We start from the raw sequence: 14,810 nt of genomic DNA on the forward strand, positions 1-14,810 counted from the left end.
GTTATCGGCCAGTGGTGGAATTGGTAGACACAGCGACTTGCCAAGTCGCCGCCTTCAGGCATGCGGGTTCGAATCCCGCCTGGTAAATAGCTTTGCCGTTAAGGTTATTTACCAGGCGATATTCACATATATTTCAACTTTATTTTTTACCCTTCACAATACCGCTCAAAAGCAGTAGTCACTCATCTTGTGAACGCTCAAATCGCAAGAAGTGTAATTTAGGGAGTCTTTGCGGGCTCAGAAATCCAATGCTCCGGCACCAGTTTCTGTCCATGACGCCATTCGTAGCGAACCATCTTTTCAAACCAATCGTCGCCAAACTTAGCATGATCCATCACGATGATCTGGGAAAAACCTTCTTTAGTGGTCATTTCATCTAAGAGGCGGTAAATATCGCGAACGCGATTCGTGTCTTCCTCATCCTCTGGCACCAGCTCACCCTCCCGATTAGTAGTGCGCAACTCCTCTGGAAACCAAGCTTGACTCGGCTGGTCAATCAGTAAAGTTCGGGGTACCGGGCATGCGTTGCGCGACAAGTGATCGTGAATAGCGAGAATCCCCGCCAAGTGGTAACAGACCCAGTTGGCCCCACTACCGATCTCGGCCAAACTTGTCATTTCATCGCTGTCTGGATCAATCTGGACCTTTATGGAAAGGTCCTCCACCGAGATAGAGGCGTTGCCTTTCTTGAATTCGACTTCCATCCACCGAGCGAGCCCAGTCATCGTCCTATTAATAGATTCCTGGGTCTTCTTGCGACGCATGGCGATGGAGTTGATTTTTCTTTCCAGCACATTAATTTCATCTTCCAGCGAGGCAAGGTTTTCCTCATCATCATCCATTTCACCAATATCCACTGTCCGAATGTACTCCGATATTCGGCCCAGCAGACGATCAATTTCCCGGTCTGCAGTGAAGTACTCCGCGTTTTTCGAGATAGTTGTTATCGCCTCACGAAGCCTGCTCCGAGCGGCCTCGTGTTGCTCCTCAAGGGGTACAAGTTCTTCTTCCAGTCGCACCCGAGCTTTTCGGGCTTTTGCGTCCACTCGGAGCGGAACCGCACGGATTCCCGTCAAAGACGAAAGAGTTTTCATCAGTTGATCGCGCTGTCGCTCTGGGTGAAATGCCTCAGACTCGCAGATCGGACAGCCCCCCTTGTTTGTCTGGGTCGGGAGAAGCTCAGATATAGATAGCTTATTGAGCTGTCGAGAAATCACATCTTGATGAACTCCGGCATTACGCTCGAAATCACGAAGACTCCGAACGTGTTTTCGGGCCTCTTGGACTGCGTTCCGAGACTGCAGTTCATTTGCCTCCAATTGGCGGATGTTCGGAATTGCGGTCGCCACGTCAAACCGCTTATTTTCATCGACCTGCACATCTCGCAATATTCCCAATAGCTCTGGAACCGACTGGGGGCTCTCTCCACCTAGCAAGCCAATGCCCTGAGTTTCAAGCCACAATTTATGGCCGCGAGCAAAAGTGTTGGCTCTCAGTCTCCCCCGTTCCTTGCGTTTCATTCTGAGCGCTGCCAAATTGGACTTCAACTTACGCAGATGCACTCGCGCCTCAAGAATCTCGGCATCTTCGATACCAAGCAGGAATGGCAGTGCATCCAGCATGTGCCGTCGGTGCTCATCTCTATCCAAGCCAGGAACACTCACATGGCGGTTGGCGATAACGTCTTGGGGTTGGAAGATAAGTGGAGCAGCGTGCCGAATATTCGCCTCTGCCAAAACCTCTTCCCAGGGCTCTCTAGAATTTGAGAGGACAGCTGCTCCCGCAATTCCAGTGAAGGAGGAGAGAATGTCACGTATTTGGGCTCGATTGGATATCATCTCCGGAAGCTCATTAGGGAACACAAGATCCTTTCCCAGTTGGTACCAACCTTGTGTGGATACCTTGGCACCGGGGGCTGGTAGCGGCCGAATAATCAAGAGCTCGCCATCCGGCCCAACGAGATGCCCCCCGACGTGTGAAACAGCTTGACGAATGATTCCCTTCGGAATGGGACATGACTTACTCATCAGGATGTAGTTCAGAATATCCAAGACCGCCGACTTGCCGGTTTGGCTGTTACCCGTAATGACATTTACCCCGTGGAGATTAAAACTTAGTTTTCGGCGATCCGCTCCCCCTCGTTGGTAAAGAACGAGGCTCTTGATTCTCCAAGTCATACTAAAAACTCCAACCCTAAAGCACTGGCAACACGCACATCATCCTGCTCACCTCCGAGGGTTCCACCAACGGCACGGGCCACGCGGCGAACAAAATGAGAGCGACTATGGGATTTAGCAGAATTAACTTCTCCCTTCGCAACGAGCCGGCCATCTCGTATGGCTAGGATTCCGGCTGCTTCGCCATGTGCAAGGGCAGTCCAAAACGTGTCTTTCCAGGCGACGATGGTCTGCTTCGAATATCCACGCCAGCTTCGCGCCCCTTCGCTTCTGAGCCAGCCCGCAAGCGTTTGTTTCTTTTGTGGCAAAGATTCTAGAGTCGTTTCCGTTGCGACTAACCCAATTCCGAGCATCGCCCAAGGAATAAAAATCCCCTCGTGGAGATCTCGTGCTTTGGCATGACTTTCCGCAAGCCAGAACAGAATCACTGCTGCAGCCATAGGCTCTTGATGAATTTCTGTGTCCAGGAATTGCTGCACCTATTCCTCCTCGCCGTATGACGGATTCCATTTCAATCGTAACGCGTTGCTCATCTCGTGATAGCTTCCTTGCGTGAATTGAAGTGGAGGGTCAGTACGCCCCAGCTTCGATTGATGTTTCATGCAGCTTGAATGGACGCCCCGACCAACTTCTCGGGCATGTTCAGCATCGTTAACCGGCAGGTGCTCCTCATGTAATGTCTGGCAGTAATGCTCCAAGTCCTTATCATGTTTTCTAAGATCTTGGATTTCATGAGGCGCACCATCCATAAATTTTTGGCGCCGGGCACGAGCATGGAACCAGTTGCCCAGTGCACGGGCAATTGTGCTGGGCTGGTCTCGCTTGATAGCAACGAGCTGTGGAATGAGGTGTTGGTGGTGTTCTGCCTGAAGGGCGTGGATTTCATCATCTGTGTAATCCAGATCTGGGAATTCGTATTTGCCTAGTTCCACGTGACGAGCATGGGCCTCAAGGAAGTCCGCATTCATATGCTTAACGGTCACTTCGAAGCCACCAGAGTCTAATGATTTCGTTAGACGAGCCATAAAGGCCCCAACCAAGGATTCACGAACCTGCGATACTATTACTGGAGAGACGCCGCGATCCATCAGAGTTTCCTCGAGTTGGTCATTCGTGGCTAATAATCGACTTTGCGCGCTAGCAATCTCAATTCGAGTGAGCAATTCGCGTTGAGCGTGCTTGAGGTTCGTCCAGCGGTCATACACGCCTTTCTTGGCAAGCTGCTTATTGGACGCTTCGGCAGCTCGCTCATTCATCTCGTCGAGCAAGGACTTCCATGGAGCCAGCCCAGTTGGTTGATAGCATGAAGCCAAAAGGGAATTTGGCTGCAGCTTGCTTGTAGTTACCAACCTCAATCTAGACTTCTTTGGAGCAGGCCCCCGAATCCAGGCGTCTATGGCTTGCCACCAAACCGGACTATTTTCGCTAATGGCTTGATTATATTCACTATGCTTTAACTGCTCGCACGACAGAATAACGCCTTCCATGGTCGCAACGGACAAGTCATCGTCAATTTCGATTTTGACGACCGCGTCATGTGGAGCAGTCAAGGCTCGCCGGCACGCTTCTGCAGCCTGCCACAGATAGCCTGCCATCTGGCCACCTGCGCTTGTCGTCGTCATAGCCGCTCCTAGTATTGTTTGATCAGAGACCTTTTCGACAGCATGAATACAAGTGATAGTAAGTTCCGTTGCCCTGCAAACAGCGCCGTTTAAACCGGCACAAATACACATGCATGTCATCAACTAAGTTAATCAATAGCTTAGACTACGCCATAACTCCCTGCCATACAGCCATTTGAGAATCTCCTCCCAGTTGGACCATGCGTAATACGATGCATTGCCAATGATTAACACCCCCCCAAAAAAGAAAAATTGCACACCTCGGGTAAAGAGGAGTGGCCGAACGCGGCCACTCCTCTGAATCTAGCCAGAAACCGATCTTGTAGCATCGACGTCTTTCCTCAGCTTTGACACAACAGAGGAATTATCCACCGGCCCCTCGTCCGTATCTATGGTAGGTGGATAAAACTCTTCAACCACCTGGCTCACCTCATCCTCATCATACTCAAACAGTGCATTCCCAAATCCCTTTGCAGCGGTTAGATCGAGCGCAGCCTGGTCAACGCCCTCCTCTTTCATCTGCCTGGCTTTTTCCTGTGCCTCAGCCACCGCTTCCTGCAGTGGCACCCCTTCCTTGATCCCCAAATCCACGTAGTAGATCGGCGTGCGGCGGCTTTGCGTCGTGCTTTTTCCTCGCAACTTCAGTTCTAACGGCATATAGGCCAGTAGGCCACCAGAGACTGCCTGGTAGTAGCTCAGCCTGGCTGCCAGTGTCCGTATGCTGTTATAGCCAGTCGTGCGGAAGATGAACGTACCCAAGTCATCATCATCGCCGACCTTCACATTCAGACGGCCATAGGGCTTGCATAACCCGCCTTTGCCAAACTCGCACAAGCTTGGTGAGGGGCAAGGCAAAGACTGTACTCCTGACTGCGTGCGGCGCTTACATGTGTCGCCGTTGCCTACACACATAGGTCGGCCGCTTTTTCGATCGAACATGGTGTACTCAGCCCGCAGGTTGAGATCCGCTTCGTTGAAGAGCATGCGTACCGGAATGGTTCGCAGCTTGCCGTTTGGAGCATTCTTTCGTAGCTCTTCATCGAGTGGGTGCAACAGCCAGCCGTTCTTTTCAACGACCCGACCAATGCTGATGCGCCCCAACACCGGGGGCGTAATGGCTAAACCTTTAATCATGATAACTCTCCTGGAAAAAGGGCCACGGGGGCACTTGTCATACCCGCCTGGCCAAGGGGTGTTTATGCTTGAATGAGAAATCGTCGGCTTCCCGACTTGGTGAGCGGGTATTGATCCAGAAGCCCTGGCTGGTCCTGAAGCAGTTTCTTGGAATTCAGCCCTACGGAATCCTTGCTTCGTTTCCAGCTGACGCTCCCGCTTGGGAAGGTGGCTTTTGAGGCTTCACCCATTTGGCTTTGGATGCGCTGCTTCAAATGCGACTCGGTGGACTTCAGGGTTTCCATTTCAGATCGGATCGCCAGAAGCTCATCGAACGCGTCGGACAACTCCTTGCTCTGGCTGAAGTCCAGGGTTTCCCCTTGATCTACCGGGTACAGATGGCGCAGCGCACGGTCTGCAGAATCGGTTCCGTCTGTAGGAGGCGGTGTATCCGTTTCAACGAAATCCCAGAACTGGCGCTCAAGCACAATCAGTGCGTCGATGAGCTCTTCATTCCGCTCAATCCGGTAGATTTTCAACTGCTGGCCACACAACAGAACGCAAACATCAGCAGCCTGCTTGCCAGTTACTGCCAACTGATGCTGTACCTGGCACTGGATGTAGTCCGGCACACCCTCTTTCCAAAGGCGTGAACCAAACTCCCCGGCGGTTTTGCACTCCAGGATCTGCACTTCTTCATCGCCTGCTACGGCGTAATCAAGGTTCGCCAACATCCAGTGCTTATCCGGGTCAGAGTGCTGCAGTACCGCATTCACTCGGCGTACCTTTCTGCCTGTCTGCTGGCTGTATTGCTCAGCCACGATGGGCTCCAGAACATGGCCCCAATACACCGGAGAACTGGGGTCGTCTGAATCCGGCTTTGGTAAGCTCGCATCCCGTCCGGTTTTGACCATCCACAGCTCAGGCTGGGATTGATAAGGGTTCATGCCCATGATGTTTCCTCCAGACATAAAAAAGCCCCGCAAGAGCAGTAGGCTCAAGCGGGGCTTTATGACGTTTTGGTGTTTAGTAAGGGGTGTTAAACCACAAGAGACATGGCCTGTTCGAGGGCCCGGTTCTTGACGGCAGCGCCGGTTCCAAACCAAGCAGAGTCCACCCGATGACGCCAGCGGCTTTCTTACCGTAGTTGTTTTTGCCGATCCGAATCGACAGGCAATTGGGACATTGTTCAGACATTAAAGTGACCTCTGTGAATGGAGGGAAGGCACGGTCAGTGCCTTGGTTCACAGAGGTGATATAGGTTTGAAATCTCGTTGAATCAGGTTCCAGTATTGCTAAAGAGCCAATCGCGCTTCCCTGCCCTACTTCTCAAGATTTTAGCCTTTTTTTCAGTTGAATTTGTGCCATAGGGACTGAAGTCTATAACCGCATGTTCCGGGAAATTTTCTAAGGGATCATCCTTGGTTTCAAGCTCTAGCTCCTTACACTCCTGACAAGTCACCGCCATCACTCCGACTGATGATTGTTTTAACGACGTGGTGTAATGTTCATATGCATCTGAGGCTGCGATAGCATGGCCGTCGTACACGGACAGCTTTTTATCGTCCTTGGGAGTAGGCCTAAAAACCTGAGAGGAAACTCTGCCATTCTGGATAAAGCTTGGGTGGACTTGTCTCAGCAGCGGTGTGTCTTCCTTCACGATTACTCTCCGTTAAATTCTTCAAGCAGGCCGGTAACTCTTTCCCAGCCATCATCTTCTGAGAGGTTCACTTGTAATTCAGTTTCCTGTTCAGTGAGCATATGCAGGGCATTAAGGTGGCCTGACTTAGTAGCCAGATCAATATCCAGAGTTATTTCATGACCACAGATACTCCACTCTAGCTGCACACCACCTTCATCGGTCGGATATAAATAGGGAGAGGGGAGCGGGTCATTCAAATATGAATCTAGGCGGCCGTCTAGCCAGTTCAATTGGTCAGAATCAAGAGCTTTGCCTAATTTGCCATCCAGCCAGCCATTCTTGAGCAAACGCAGTTCATCGATTCGGGCGCCCACATCACGTTCGTCTAGCAACGTGACGTGCTTAACTTCTTCCATGCTCTTCAACTGGCCGTTTCGATTATAGAGGCCAATTCCTTGAATGCTTACTTGAAGCCCATTTCGATACCCGTTGAAAGCTTTAACAATTATCTCGAAGTGCTGCACTGGGATGGGCCCTGAAACTCTCTGTCCGCCAATAGTCTCGATTTCAAAGGTAAGCTTGGCCTGATCAGCTTCAGGAATCACCCCCCTGAGACTAACCTCCTCGGTCAGCTCCTGCAGCTGCGTTGAAGCCAACCTCAATGTTCTTCGCGTGGCCTGATTCAACCTCGCACTTCGTCCAACTGCCTCTGGAGCGAAATCAATAAATTCATCCTGACGCAAACCTCTTCCAAGCTTATCGAAGTAACCTAGCAGAGATTCTGGAAGATGGTTTCTAATTTCAGCGTTTTGCCCCGCCGCCTCTATGGCGTCGACGATACTGTCTCGGGCACGCTCAAAATAAGTCTGATTTGCTGGGGCTATTAATTGACGCTGATCGACGAATAGCGACATATCTGGCATAGCGCTGCCTTCGTCAACAGCAATTAGCTTGACGGAAATACCTTTTGTAAATCCTCTCGGTGAGCGTTTCGGGTGATCGTTAAGATAGTGCCACTTGGCCACCTCGACAATCATTTCCTCCAATACGGCGAACTCCTTGAGCATATCAAGAGGAATCGCATGATCGTCAAAGCGACTGCCTGCCATCCTTGGTTTGAGAAAAGGTATTCGCTCCATGTTGAGCAATGCTCCTTCATGCACTGAAGTTATCTAACAGATGATTCTCTTGCTTGCTGACCAGAAATCATCATAGGCTGACCTCGACCATAGTGCATTCGGGCTGGTTTTTCCTGTACTTGGACCGACCAACAGTCTTTTAAATCCAATATGGTAGAAAATCTGGTTGGTAGGATTAGCATCCAACGCAAAAAATACCCCGGTTTTATGGACGCCGTCCCACCAACTTCTGAGGCACCGGGATTACACCGGAACTCAAAGAACTTTAAAGCCCCGCTAGTCGGGGCTTTTTCTGCCTGGCGGAGGCTGCATGAAGTCTCTCTTGAATACAGGGTTTGCGCTCTTTAGTGCTGCACTGATCGTCATCAGCTACGGGCTCGCGCGCTTCGCCTTTGGTCTTTTTGTACCCCCCTATCCGGGCCGAGCTGGGACATGTCCCGGGTCAGCCAGGCACCGGCGCCGAGCAACATGGCGCCACCGTACAACATGCTGAGTGCCGGCACTTCGTTGAAGATCAAAAAGCCCCACATCGTAGCGACTGCGGGCGAAACGATAATATCAATCAGCGAATAAACGTTGGCGTTAATGGACTTGAGCACGATCGAGATACCGAAATAGGCGAACCCCATGGATATCAGGCCCAGCCCCGCAGCCCAGAGCATAACAGGCAAGGACATCCCGAGACTCTCATAGCGAATCATGCCGGTGATATCCCCGGGGCCCACGACGAACACCGAGGGTGACATGATCAACGCCGCAAACAGCAGAGACCAGGCAATATCGTTGCCGGTTTCGGTTTTTCCCTCATGGCGCATATAGGTGATCATGGCCGCATAGATCGCACCCACGCCCAGCGCCACCATGTTACCGAGCATGTAGCCGTCCTGCAGCGGTTTGGCAATCACAATGCCAGCCAGCGCGATCGCGAAAATGAGGATATAGCTTTTTTTCGCTTTCTCGCCCAGAAAAAGCCACTCTGGCACGCAATCAGTGCTCCGATAAGAAAGGTGTCTTTCCAGTTGCCACGGGGCAGTTTAAGAGGCTGTTTGTTGGCCCACGGCATGACCAGCATCAGCAATGCCGTTGCAAAGAGAAAGGCGTAAAATGTCAGTGTCTGAACCGGTATCCAGCCGTCCGTCAGCTTGACGAAAACACCAATGGTCGCCTCCGACATGGTGATCAGAACCAGCAATACCCAAGTTTTCATCGGAGCCTCCCCGTTGATTTGGCTGCAAAGCAGTGCAGGTCATTGACGAACGTCGAAAGCTGAGTAGTCTGAATGTTCAGAATGAACCAATGACATCCACATTCATCATAGATGATTACCTGCATGTCCTTGGAAAAGCATGACCTTATTCACGAAATGCCCGAATCTGCGTCGGGGCGTTATTTGTCAGAAAAACCGGTGCAGGTTTATTTTTAAACACCATCTCTGGTACAACTAAATCTCACGTTGCGCCTATAAATCTGACCCGGTTTCCGCGCTCCTGTTTCCTCGAATCCTCAATTCCTGACTGGCGGAGGCGGCATGAAGTCTCTCTCGAATACAGGGTTTGCGCTCTTTGGTGCTGCACTGATCGCGATCAGCTACGGGCTCGCGCGCTTTGCTTTTGGTCTATTTGTACCCCCTATCCGGGCCGAGCTGGGTCTTACGCCAGACGTAATCGGTATCATCGGCGCGCTGCCGCTTATTAGTTTCATTCTGGCGACGTTAGTGGCACCGCTCTCTGCCGATCGTCTCGGTGCCCGCAACACGGCCGCCCTGTCGGGTGGTTTCGGCGTCGTCGGTCTGGCGTTGATCAGCCAGGCGTCTGGTGCTCTGTCGCTCGGCGTGGGCGTGTTCGCGTGCGGTATCTGCACGGGGCTTATGATGCCGGCACTCACGGCTGCCATGCAGGCGATGGTGAGCCGCTCGGTGCACGGCCGTGTCAGTTCGGTCATGAATGCGGGCACCAGCATTGGCGTGGCCGTTGCCGTACCGGTGGTTCTTTTCCTGTCTGGCGCTTGGCGCTCCGCGTACCTGTCCTTTGCCATCCTGGCGGGGATTGGGGTCGTTGCTGCGTGGTACTTTATCCCTTCCGTGTCTCGGGTCATTCCCGCGAACGCTGCGTCGACAACTCCAATCAGCGCCCTGCAGTGGTGGCGTCTGTTCAGGCTTTCGCTGTTTGCATTCGTAATGGGCTTCGTTTCCTCTGCGTACTGGATCTTCGCACCCGATTTAATGGTCACCCTCGGCGGCCTACCGCCCTCTGCAACCGGGTGGCTGTGGCTTGCGGTTGGCATTGCCGGCATCGGAGGTGCCGTGGTGGCCGACCTGGCCGATCGCAACAACCCACCCATCACACATTCACTGATGCTGGTGATGTTATCCGCGAGCTTGACACTGCTTGCTGCCAGCCCTGATCAGCTGGTGCTCGCGGCATTCTCTGCGCTGGTTTTCGGTCTGGCCTATATGAGCCTGACGGGGCTCTATCTGATGACCGGCATCCGCCTGTTACCGGGCCGAATGTCGATGGGGCCGGTACTGCCGTTCATGGCTGTCTCGCTCGGGCAGGCAACCGGCTCGCCCGTTGTCGGCATGCTGGTGAGTGAATTCGGATACGCCAATGCGTTTGCTACCTTCTCCGCGATCGGCATCCTGGTAGCAATGTTGTCGCCACTGTACCCGCGCTACATTGACGATGAGCCCGAGGAGGAGCAGATTGAAGACCAAACTGGTCTTCAGGCGGCGTACAATTACCAGCTCCTGGACGAAGATGGAGAGCCACTGGCACCTGTCGCGGATGAGACTGAAAACCCGTAGCCGATCTCTGCTTAAATAAATCTGTCCCGATTTTCAGTCCCCAGGATTATAAAGCTTTTTGCTTTTCTGATTTTTTTGCTCTAGCATGAACACTCTAATTTTTCACCATACTGTAGACCCATAGTTTGAAGTTAGACGGATCCTCGCCGACAAATTCGTTTGGTGAATCCTTCTTCAATTGCCTAATAGCGGAACCGGTGAATTATCGAGACAGATATTTATAGATTTTTATGGGTCTCGGTAGACATCACTCAATGTTCTGCACCTGCTCCCGCACCTGCTCGATCAGCACCTTCAAATCCACAGCGGTCCGGGTTACACCGGCATCGATGCTTTTGCTACTTAGGGTGTTGGCCTCCCGGTTCAGCTCCTGCATCAGGAAATCCAGCCGGCGGCCAATGGCTTCATCGCGCTTGAGAGTGTCGGTAACCTCACTAATGTGAGCATCCAGCCGATCCAGCTCTTCTGCCACATCGCTTTTTTGCGCCAGCATGACCATTTCCTGAGTAATACGTTCAGGGTCCAGCTCTATTCTGGCCTTCTGGAAACGCTCGCGCAGGTGCTCCTCCTGGGCCTTGAGCAGCCCGGGCATGCCATTGCGAACTGTCGCGATCAACGTATTCATTTGCGTCAGCCGATCCTCAAACAGCGGGCGCAAGCGCTCGCCTTCCCGCTCTCGCACAACTGCAAGCTCTTCAACCGTTTGCGCGAACAGCTTCATGGCAGATTCTTTAACTGAGCTAAAGTCTTGCTCCGGAACGGACAGCACCCCGGGCCAGCGCAGAATTTCCAGAGCATTAATGTGCGCTGGATTATCCAGCATACGATTAACGTGGTTTGCAGCCTGGTTGACCGCCTGCGCTATATCCTCATTAACCTCAAATTTTGGAACACCCGCCTCGGTAGACTGCAAGCGAATCGACACATCCACCTTGCCCCGATTAAGCTGCTTTCGCAGCTCTTCCCGGAATGGATTCTCAAGCTCGCGCAGGGCCTCTGGCAGCCGGAAAGACGGCTCTAGATAGCGGTGATTGACGGTACGAATCTCACACGTCAGCGTTCCCTGGCTATCCTGAATATCCTTCCGGGCAAATGCAGTCATGCTTTTAATCATCTCGGCTCCGGCTTTGTTAGTGGTCGCAATCATTGTTTGTAGAGCTTGAGTCTAACAGGCTGTGATCACCTGCGGCGAACGCCACTGCAGGCATTAAAGGCACCGGGACGAGCACCCCGGTACCCGTGCCCGACGTGTTACACTTCGCGGCTTTCCAACTCCAATCCGTCCGGGGCAAACTATCCGGACACCAACCTAAAAAACCAGGAATTATTATGCGTCCAAGCGGCAGAACGCCCGAACAGCCCAGAGAAATTCGCCTTACCCGGAACTACACCTGCCACGCTGAAGGCTCCGTGCTGGTTGAATTCGGCAACACCAAAGTGATCTGCACGGCTTCCGTAGAAAACAAAGTGCCGCCGTTCCTGCGCGGCCAAGGCAAAGGTTGGATTACCGCCGAATACGGCATGCTGCCCCGCTCAACCGGCAGCCGCATGGGCCGCGAAGCAGCCCGTGGCAAACAAGGCGGTCGCACCGTGGAAATCCAACGCCTGATCGGCCGTTCCCTGCGCTCAGCCGTCGACATGGAAGCTCTGGGTGAGCACACCATCACCATCGACTGCGACGTCATCCAAGCCGACGGCGGCACCCGCACCGCTGCCATCACCGGCGGCTGCGTAGCACTGGTAGATGCCCTCAACTACCTGGTTGCGGAAAAGCGCATCAAGAAGTCACCACTGAAGCAAATGATCGCAGCCGTGTCCGTGGGTGTTTACAAAGGAACGCCCGTGGTTGATCTGGATTATCCGGAAGATTCCGAAGCCGAAACCGATATGAACGTGATCATGACCGACCAAGGTGGTTTCATCGAAATTCAGGGTACTGCGGAAGGTGCGCCGTTTGTTCAGGAAGAGCTCGACAGCATGCTGAAACTGGCCAAGCAAGGCATTGAAAAGCTATTCTTACTGCAGAAAGAAGCGCTGGAAGGCTAGTCACAAGTCTGGGGAAACGTCATCGAACAGACGCTCCCCCAGATATTTAGAAACCGATTTCTATATCGTAATCCATAATCACCGGAGCGTGATCCGAAAACCGGGTCGTGCTGTCAATCCAGCCATCCTGAATGGTCTTGCGAATGCCCGGCGTCATTAGCTGGTAATCCACCCGAATGCCCGCATTCTTCCGCGAACCCTCAGTCTGCTCCGGCCACCAGGTAAACTGATTACCCTGCTTATTGATATCACGGAACGCATCCACGCAACCCATCTCATCAAAAAACCGGTCGAGCCAAGCACGCTCATGGGGCAAAAACCCCGAATAATCCAATTTATGGTACAGGGGGCTGGCATCCGTAACATGGTGTGCCGTCTGCAGGTTCGCACCAAAAATAAACTGCCGCCGCTTGCGCAGCGTTTTTTGCATGTGCAAACCGAACGCATCCAAAAAGTCATCTTTATGGTCGAGTACCGTCAGGTCATCTTCACTGATCAACTCTTCCTCACGACCCAGCGCGCAGGGAGCCAGCACACAAGCCACAGACACCTTATCGAAATCTGCCTGAATAAAGCGCCCTTCGCGATCTGCCTGCTCGTTAGCGAAACCGTACATGATGGCCTTGGGAAAATGCCGCGTGTAAATGCCCACGCCACCATCCTCATTGTTTTCGCCATCTATGAAATACGCTTCATAGCCCTCAGGAATGAGATTTTTGTCTTCAATCTCATAGGCGCGCATACGGTGATCTTGAACACAAACAACATCTGCATCCTGCTCGGCCAGCCAGTCGAAGAAACCTTTTTCAACAGCCTGGGCAAGACCATTGACGCTGATTGATACTACCCGCATACGTGTTCCCTGATTCGGTTTGTGTGTATGATACCGTTTTTACGCGTCATTAAAAGATCCACACCCGCCAGAAGCCTTACCATGCACGACTATCAGCAACATTTTATTGAATTCGCCATCCGCCGCAACGTACTTCGCTTTGGCGATTTCACACTCAAGTCCGGTCGGACCAGCCCCTACTTTTTTAACGCTGGGCTGTTTAACACCGGGGACGACCTACTACAGCTCAGTAAGGCCTACGCCGCAGCCATCGACCGCAGTGGGCTTGATTATGACATCATATTCGGGCCTGCCTATAAGGGCATCCCGTTGGCAACAGTTACTGCCATGGCCTTGGCCCAAGAGGGCAAAAGTAAACCGTTTGCTTTTAACCGCAAAGAAAAGAAAGATCACGGCGAGGGCGGTAATATTGTCGGTGCCCAGTTGCAGGGTAACGTACTCATCGTTGATGATGTTATTACTGCTGGCACAGCCATACGCGAATCCATCAGTCTTATCCGTGCAGCAGGGGCAAAACCCGCTGGCGTGCTAATCGCCTTGGACAGGCAGGAGCGCGGCAACGGCCAACTCTCCGCGATACAAGAAGTGGAGAGCGAATTTGGCATTCCGGTGGTCAGTATCATCCGCCTGGAACAAGTTTTGGACTATCTTAAGACCAACCCGGAGTTTTCTGGCCACGCCACGAAGGTAGCCAGCTACCGGGAACGCTACGGAGTCTGACTGATGCACAAGCGCCTGACCGTATTTTCAGCCACTGCGGCTCTCTTGCTGCCCATGGGTATGACAGCCCTGGCAGAATCTAGCATGTACCGCTACTCGGACGAAGAAGGCCAGCTTGTAATCAGCAACACCATTCCCCAACAAGCCACTAAACGCGGCTACGACATCCTCAATTCAAACGGGCGGGTAATGGAAACCATCCCCCCGGCGCCAACAGAGGCAGAGATTGTCGCTCGCGAAGCAGAAAAGCAGCGTCAAAAAGAGCTCACACTTCAACGCGAGAAAGACGCTCGACTTCTAAAGCGCTTCAGCCATCCCGATCAAGCAATCAAAGCCATGCACCGCAAACTGGGTGAATTGCAGGGGCTGATTCAGCTCAAACGAGGCAATATTTCCGTTATCTCGAGCCAACTGGACAGTGAACAAAGCCGCGCTGCAGATATGGAGCGTAACGGCCAGAAAATACCGGACGCAACCCTCGAAAAAATCTACCGTCTTGAATCCCAAATCCGTGATATCGAGCGGGAAATTTCCGGGCAAGCTCAGGAAATAAACTCCCTCAAGCAGGCTTTTGAGAAGGACATAAAGCGCCTTGAAAAAGTCACTGGCGAGACGCGCACTCTATCGTTGGAAGCAACCGACACCACCGATTAACCTGCACTCAGGGCACCAACCGCAAATGGCCATCGGCCAAA

General features: G+C 52.5%; 15 protein-coding genes and 1 tRNA gene. 5 read left to right on the forward strand and 11 right to left on the reverse strand.

All coding sequences use genetic code 11. The features are described from left to right. The first annotated feature begins 5 nt into the window (after nucleotides 1-5). Nucleotides 6-86 (forward strand) — tRNA-Gly (locus tag CPH80_RS12515). Nucleotides 87-218: 132 nt separating this feature from the next. On the opposite strand, the gene CPH80_RS12520 is transcribed toward CPH80_RS12515, so the two are convergent. The 9 genes from CPH80_RS12520 to CPH80_RS22005 all read right to left on the reverse strand — a co-directional run bounded on the left by CPH80_RS12520 (nucleotide 219) and on the right by CPH80_RS22005 (nucleotide 8,900). After that, on the reverse strand, nucleotides 219-2,177 hold the full coding sequence (locus CPH80_RS12520) for a DUF3732 domain-containing protein (RefSeq protein WP_096278236.1): 1,959 nt from the start codon (nucleotides 2,175-2,177) through the stop codon (nucleotides 219-221). Further along, a complete protein-coding gene (locus tag CPH80_RS12525; protein ID WP_096278238.1) occupies nucleotides 2,174-2,656 on the reverse strand; it encodes a hypothetical protein in 483 nt (160 codons plus the stop codon). The genes CPH80_RS12520 and CPH80_RS12525 overlap by 4 nt, the downstream gene beginning before the upstream one ends. Then, nucleotides 2,657-3,799, reverse strand: a complete 1,143-nt coding sequence (locus CPH80_RS12530; protein WP_096278240.1) for an ABC-three component system protein — start codon at nucleotides 3,797-3,799, stop codon at nucleotides 2,657-2,659. It lies immediately after the preceding gene. A gap of 303 nt (nucleotides 3,800-4,102) precedes the next feature. After that, nucleotides 4,103-4,933 (reverse strand): hydrolase or metal-binding protein, encoded by an 831-nt coding sequence (locus tag CPH80_RS12535; protein WP_096278242.1) that lies wholly within the window; start codon nucleotides 4,931-4,933, stop codon nucleotides 4,103-4,105. A 62-nt stretch (nucleotides 4,934-4,995) separates the two neighbouring features. Beyond that, on the reverse strand, nucleotides 4,996-5,883 hold the full coding sequence (locus tag CPH80_RS12540) for a YqaJ viral recombinase family protein (protein WP_227520141.1): 888 nt from the start codon (nucleotides 5,881-5,883) through the stop codon (nucleotides 4,996-4,998). 308 nt (nucleotides 5,884-6,191) lie between these two features. After that, the gene (locus CPH80_RS12545; protein ID WP_096278244.1) at nucleotides 6,192-6,572 is read right to left on the reverse strand and encodes a hypothetical protein; all 381 of its coding nucleotides are present in this window, start codon (nucleotides 6,570-6,572) and stop codon (nucleotides 6,192-6,194) included. Nucleotides 6,573-6,574: 2 nt separating this feature from the next. Next, nucleotides 6,575-7,693: a hypothetical protein gene (locus CPH80_RS12550; protein ID WP_096278246.1), complete on the reverse strand. Its 1,119-nt coding sequence runs from the start codon at nucleotides 7,691-7,693 to the stop codon at nucleotides 6,575-6,577. Between the two features lie 365 nt (nucleotides 7,694-8,058). Continuing rightward, nucleotides 8,059-8,676: a DMT family transporter gene (locus CPH80_RS12555; RefSeq protein WP_197703545.1), complete on the reverse strand. Its 618-nt coding sequence runs from the start codon at nucleotides 8,674-8,676 to the stop codon at nucleotides 8,059-8,061. Then, nucleotides 8,595-8,900: an EamA family transporter gene (locus CPH80_RS22005; protein ID WP_197703546.1), complete on the reverse strand. Its 306-nt coding sequence runs from the start codon at nucleotides 8,898-8,900 to the stop codon at nucleotides 8,595-8,597. The genes CPH80_RS12555 and CPH80_RS22005 overlap by 82 nt, the downstream gene beginning before the upstream one ends. A gap of 321 nt (nucleotides 8,901-9,221) precedes the next feature. Here CPH80_RS22005 and CPH80_RS12560 point away from each other — a divergent pair, with 321 nt between their 5' ends. Next, the gene (locus CPH80_RS12560) at nucleotides 9,222-10,496 is read left to right on the forward strand and encodes an MFS transporter (protein ID WP_096278248.1); all 1,275 of its coding nucleotides are present in this window, start codon (nucleotides 9,222-9,224) and stop codon (nucleotides 10,494-10,496) included. A 247-nt stretch (nucleotides 10,497-10,743) separates the two neighbouring features. On the opposite strand, the gene CPH80_RS12565 is transcribed toward CPH80_RS12560, so the two are convergent. Further along, nucleotides 10,744-11,610 carry a YicC/YloC family endoribonuclease gene (locus CPH80_RS12565; protein WP_096281595.1) on the reverse strand — a complete coding sequence of 289 codons (867 nt, stop codon included), beginning with the start codon at nucleotides 11,608-11,610 and terminating at the stop codon, nucleotides 10,744-10,746. Nucleotides 11,611-11,825: 215 nt separating this feature from the next. Here CPH80_RS12565 and rph point away from each other — a divergent pair, with 215 nt between their 5' ends. Next, a complete protein-coding gene (gene rph, locus CPH80_RS12570) occupies nucleotides 11,826-12,542 on the forward strand; it encodes a ribonuclease PH (RefSeq protein WP_096278249.1) in 717 nt (238 codons plus the stop codon). A gap of 46 nt (nucleotides 12,543-12,588) precedes the next feature. Here the strand turns inward: rph and CPH80_RS12575 are convergent, their stop codons facing one another. Further along, nucleotides 12,589-13,395: an exodeoxyribonuclease III gene (locus CPH80_RS12575; RefSeq protein ID WP_096278251.1), complete on the reverse strand. Its 807-nt coding sequence runs from the start codon at nucleotides 13,393-13,395 to the stop codon at nucleotides 12,589-12,591. 81 nt (nucleotides 13,396-13,476) lie between these two features. On the opposite strand from CPH80_RS12575, the gene pyrE reads away from it, so the two are divergent. Together pyrE and CPH80_RS12585 are read left to right on the forward strand one after the other, a co-directional pair. Beyond that, nucleotides 13,477-14,115: an orotate phosphoribosyltransferase gene (gene pyrE, locus CPH80_RS12580; RefSeq protein ID WP_096278253.1), complete on the forward strand. Its 639-nt coding sequence runs from the start codon at nucleotides 13,477-13,479 to the stop codon at nucleotides 14,113-14,115. Between the two features lie 3 nt (nucleotides 14,116-14,118). Next, nucleotides 14,119-14,769: a DUF4124 domain-containing protein gene (locus CPH80_RS12585; RefSeq protein ID WP_096278255.1), complete on the forward strand. Its 651-nt coding sequence runs from the start codon at nucleotides 14,119-14,121 to the stop codon at nucleotides 14,767-14,769. Nucleotides 14,770-14,810: the final 41 nt, after the last annotated feature.

It is taken from the genome of Marinobacter sp. LV10R510-11A (assembly GCF_900215155.1).
Taxonomy (GTDB): Bacteria; Pseudomonadota; Gammaproteobacteria; order Pseudomonadales; family Oleiphilaceae; genus Marinobacter.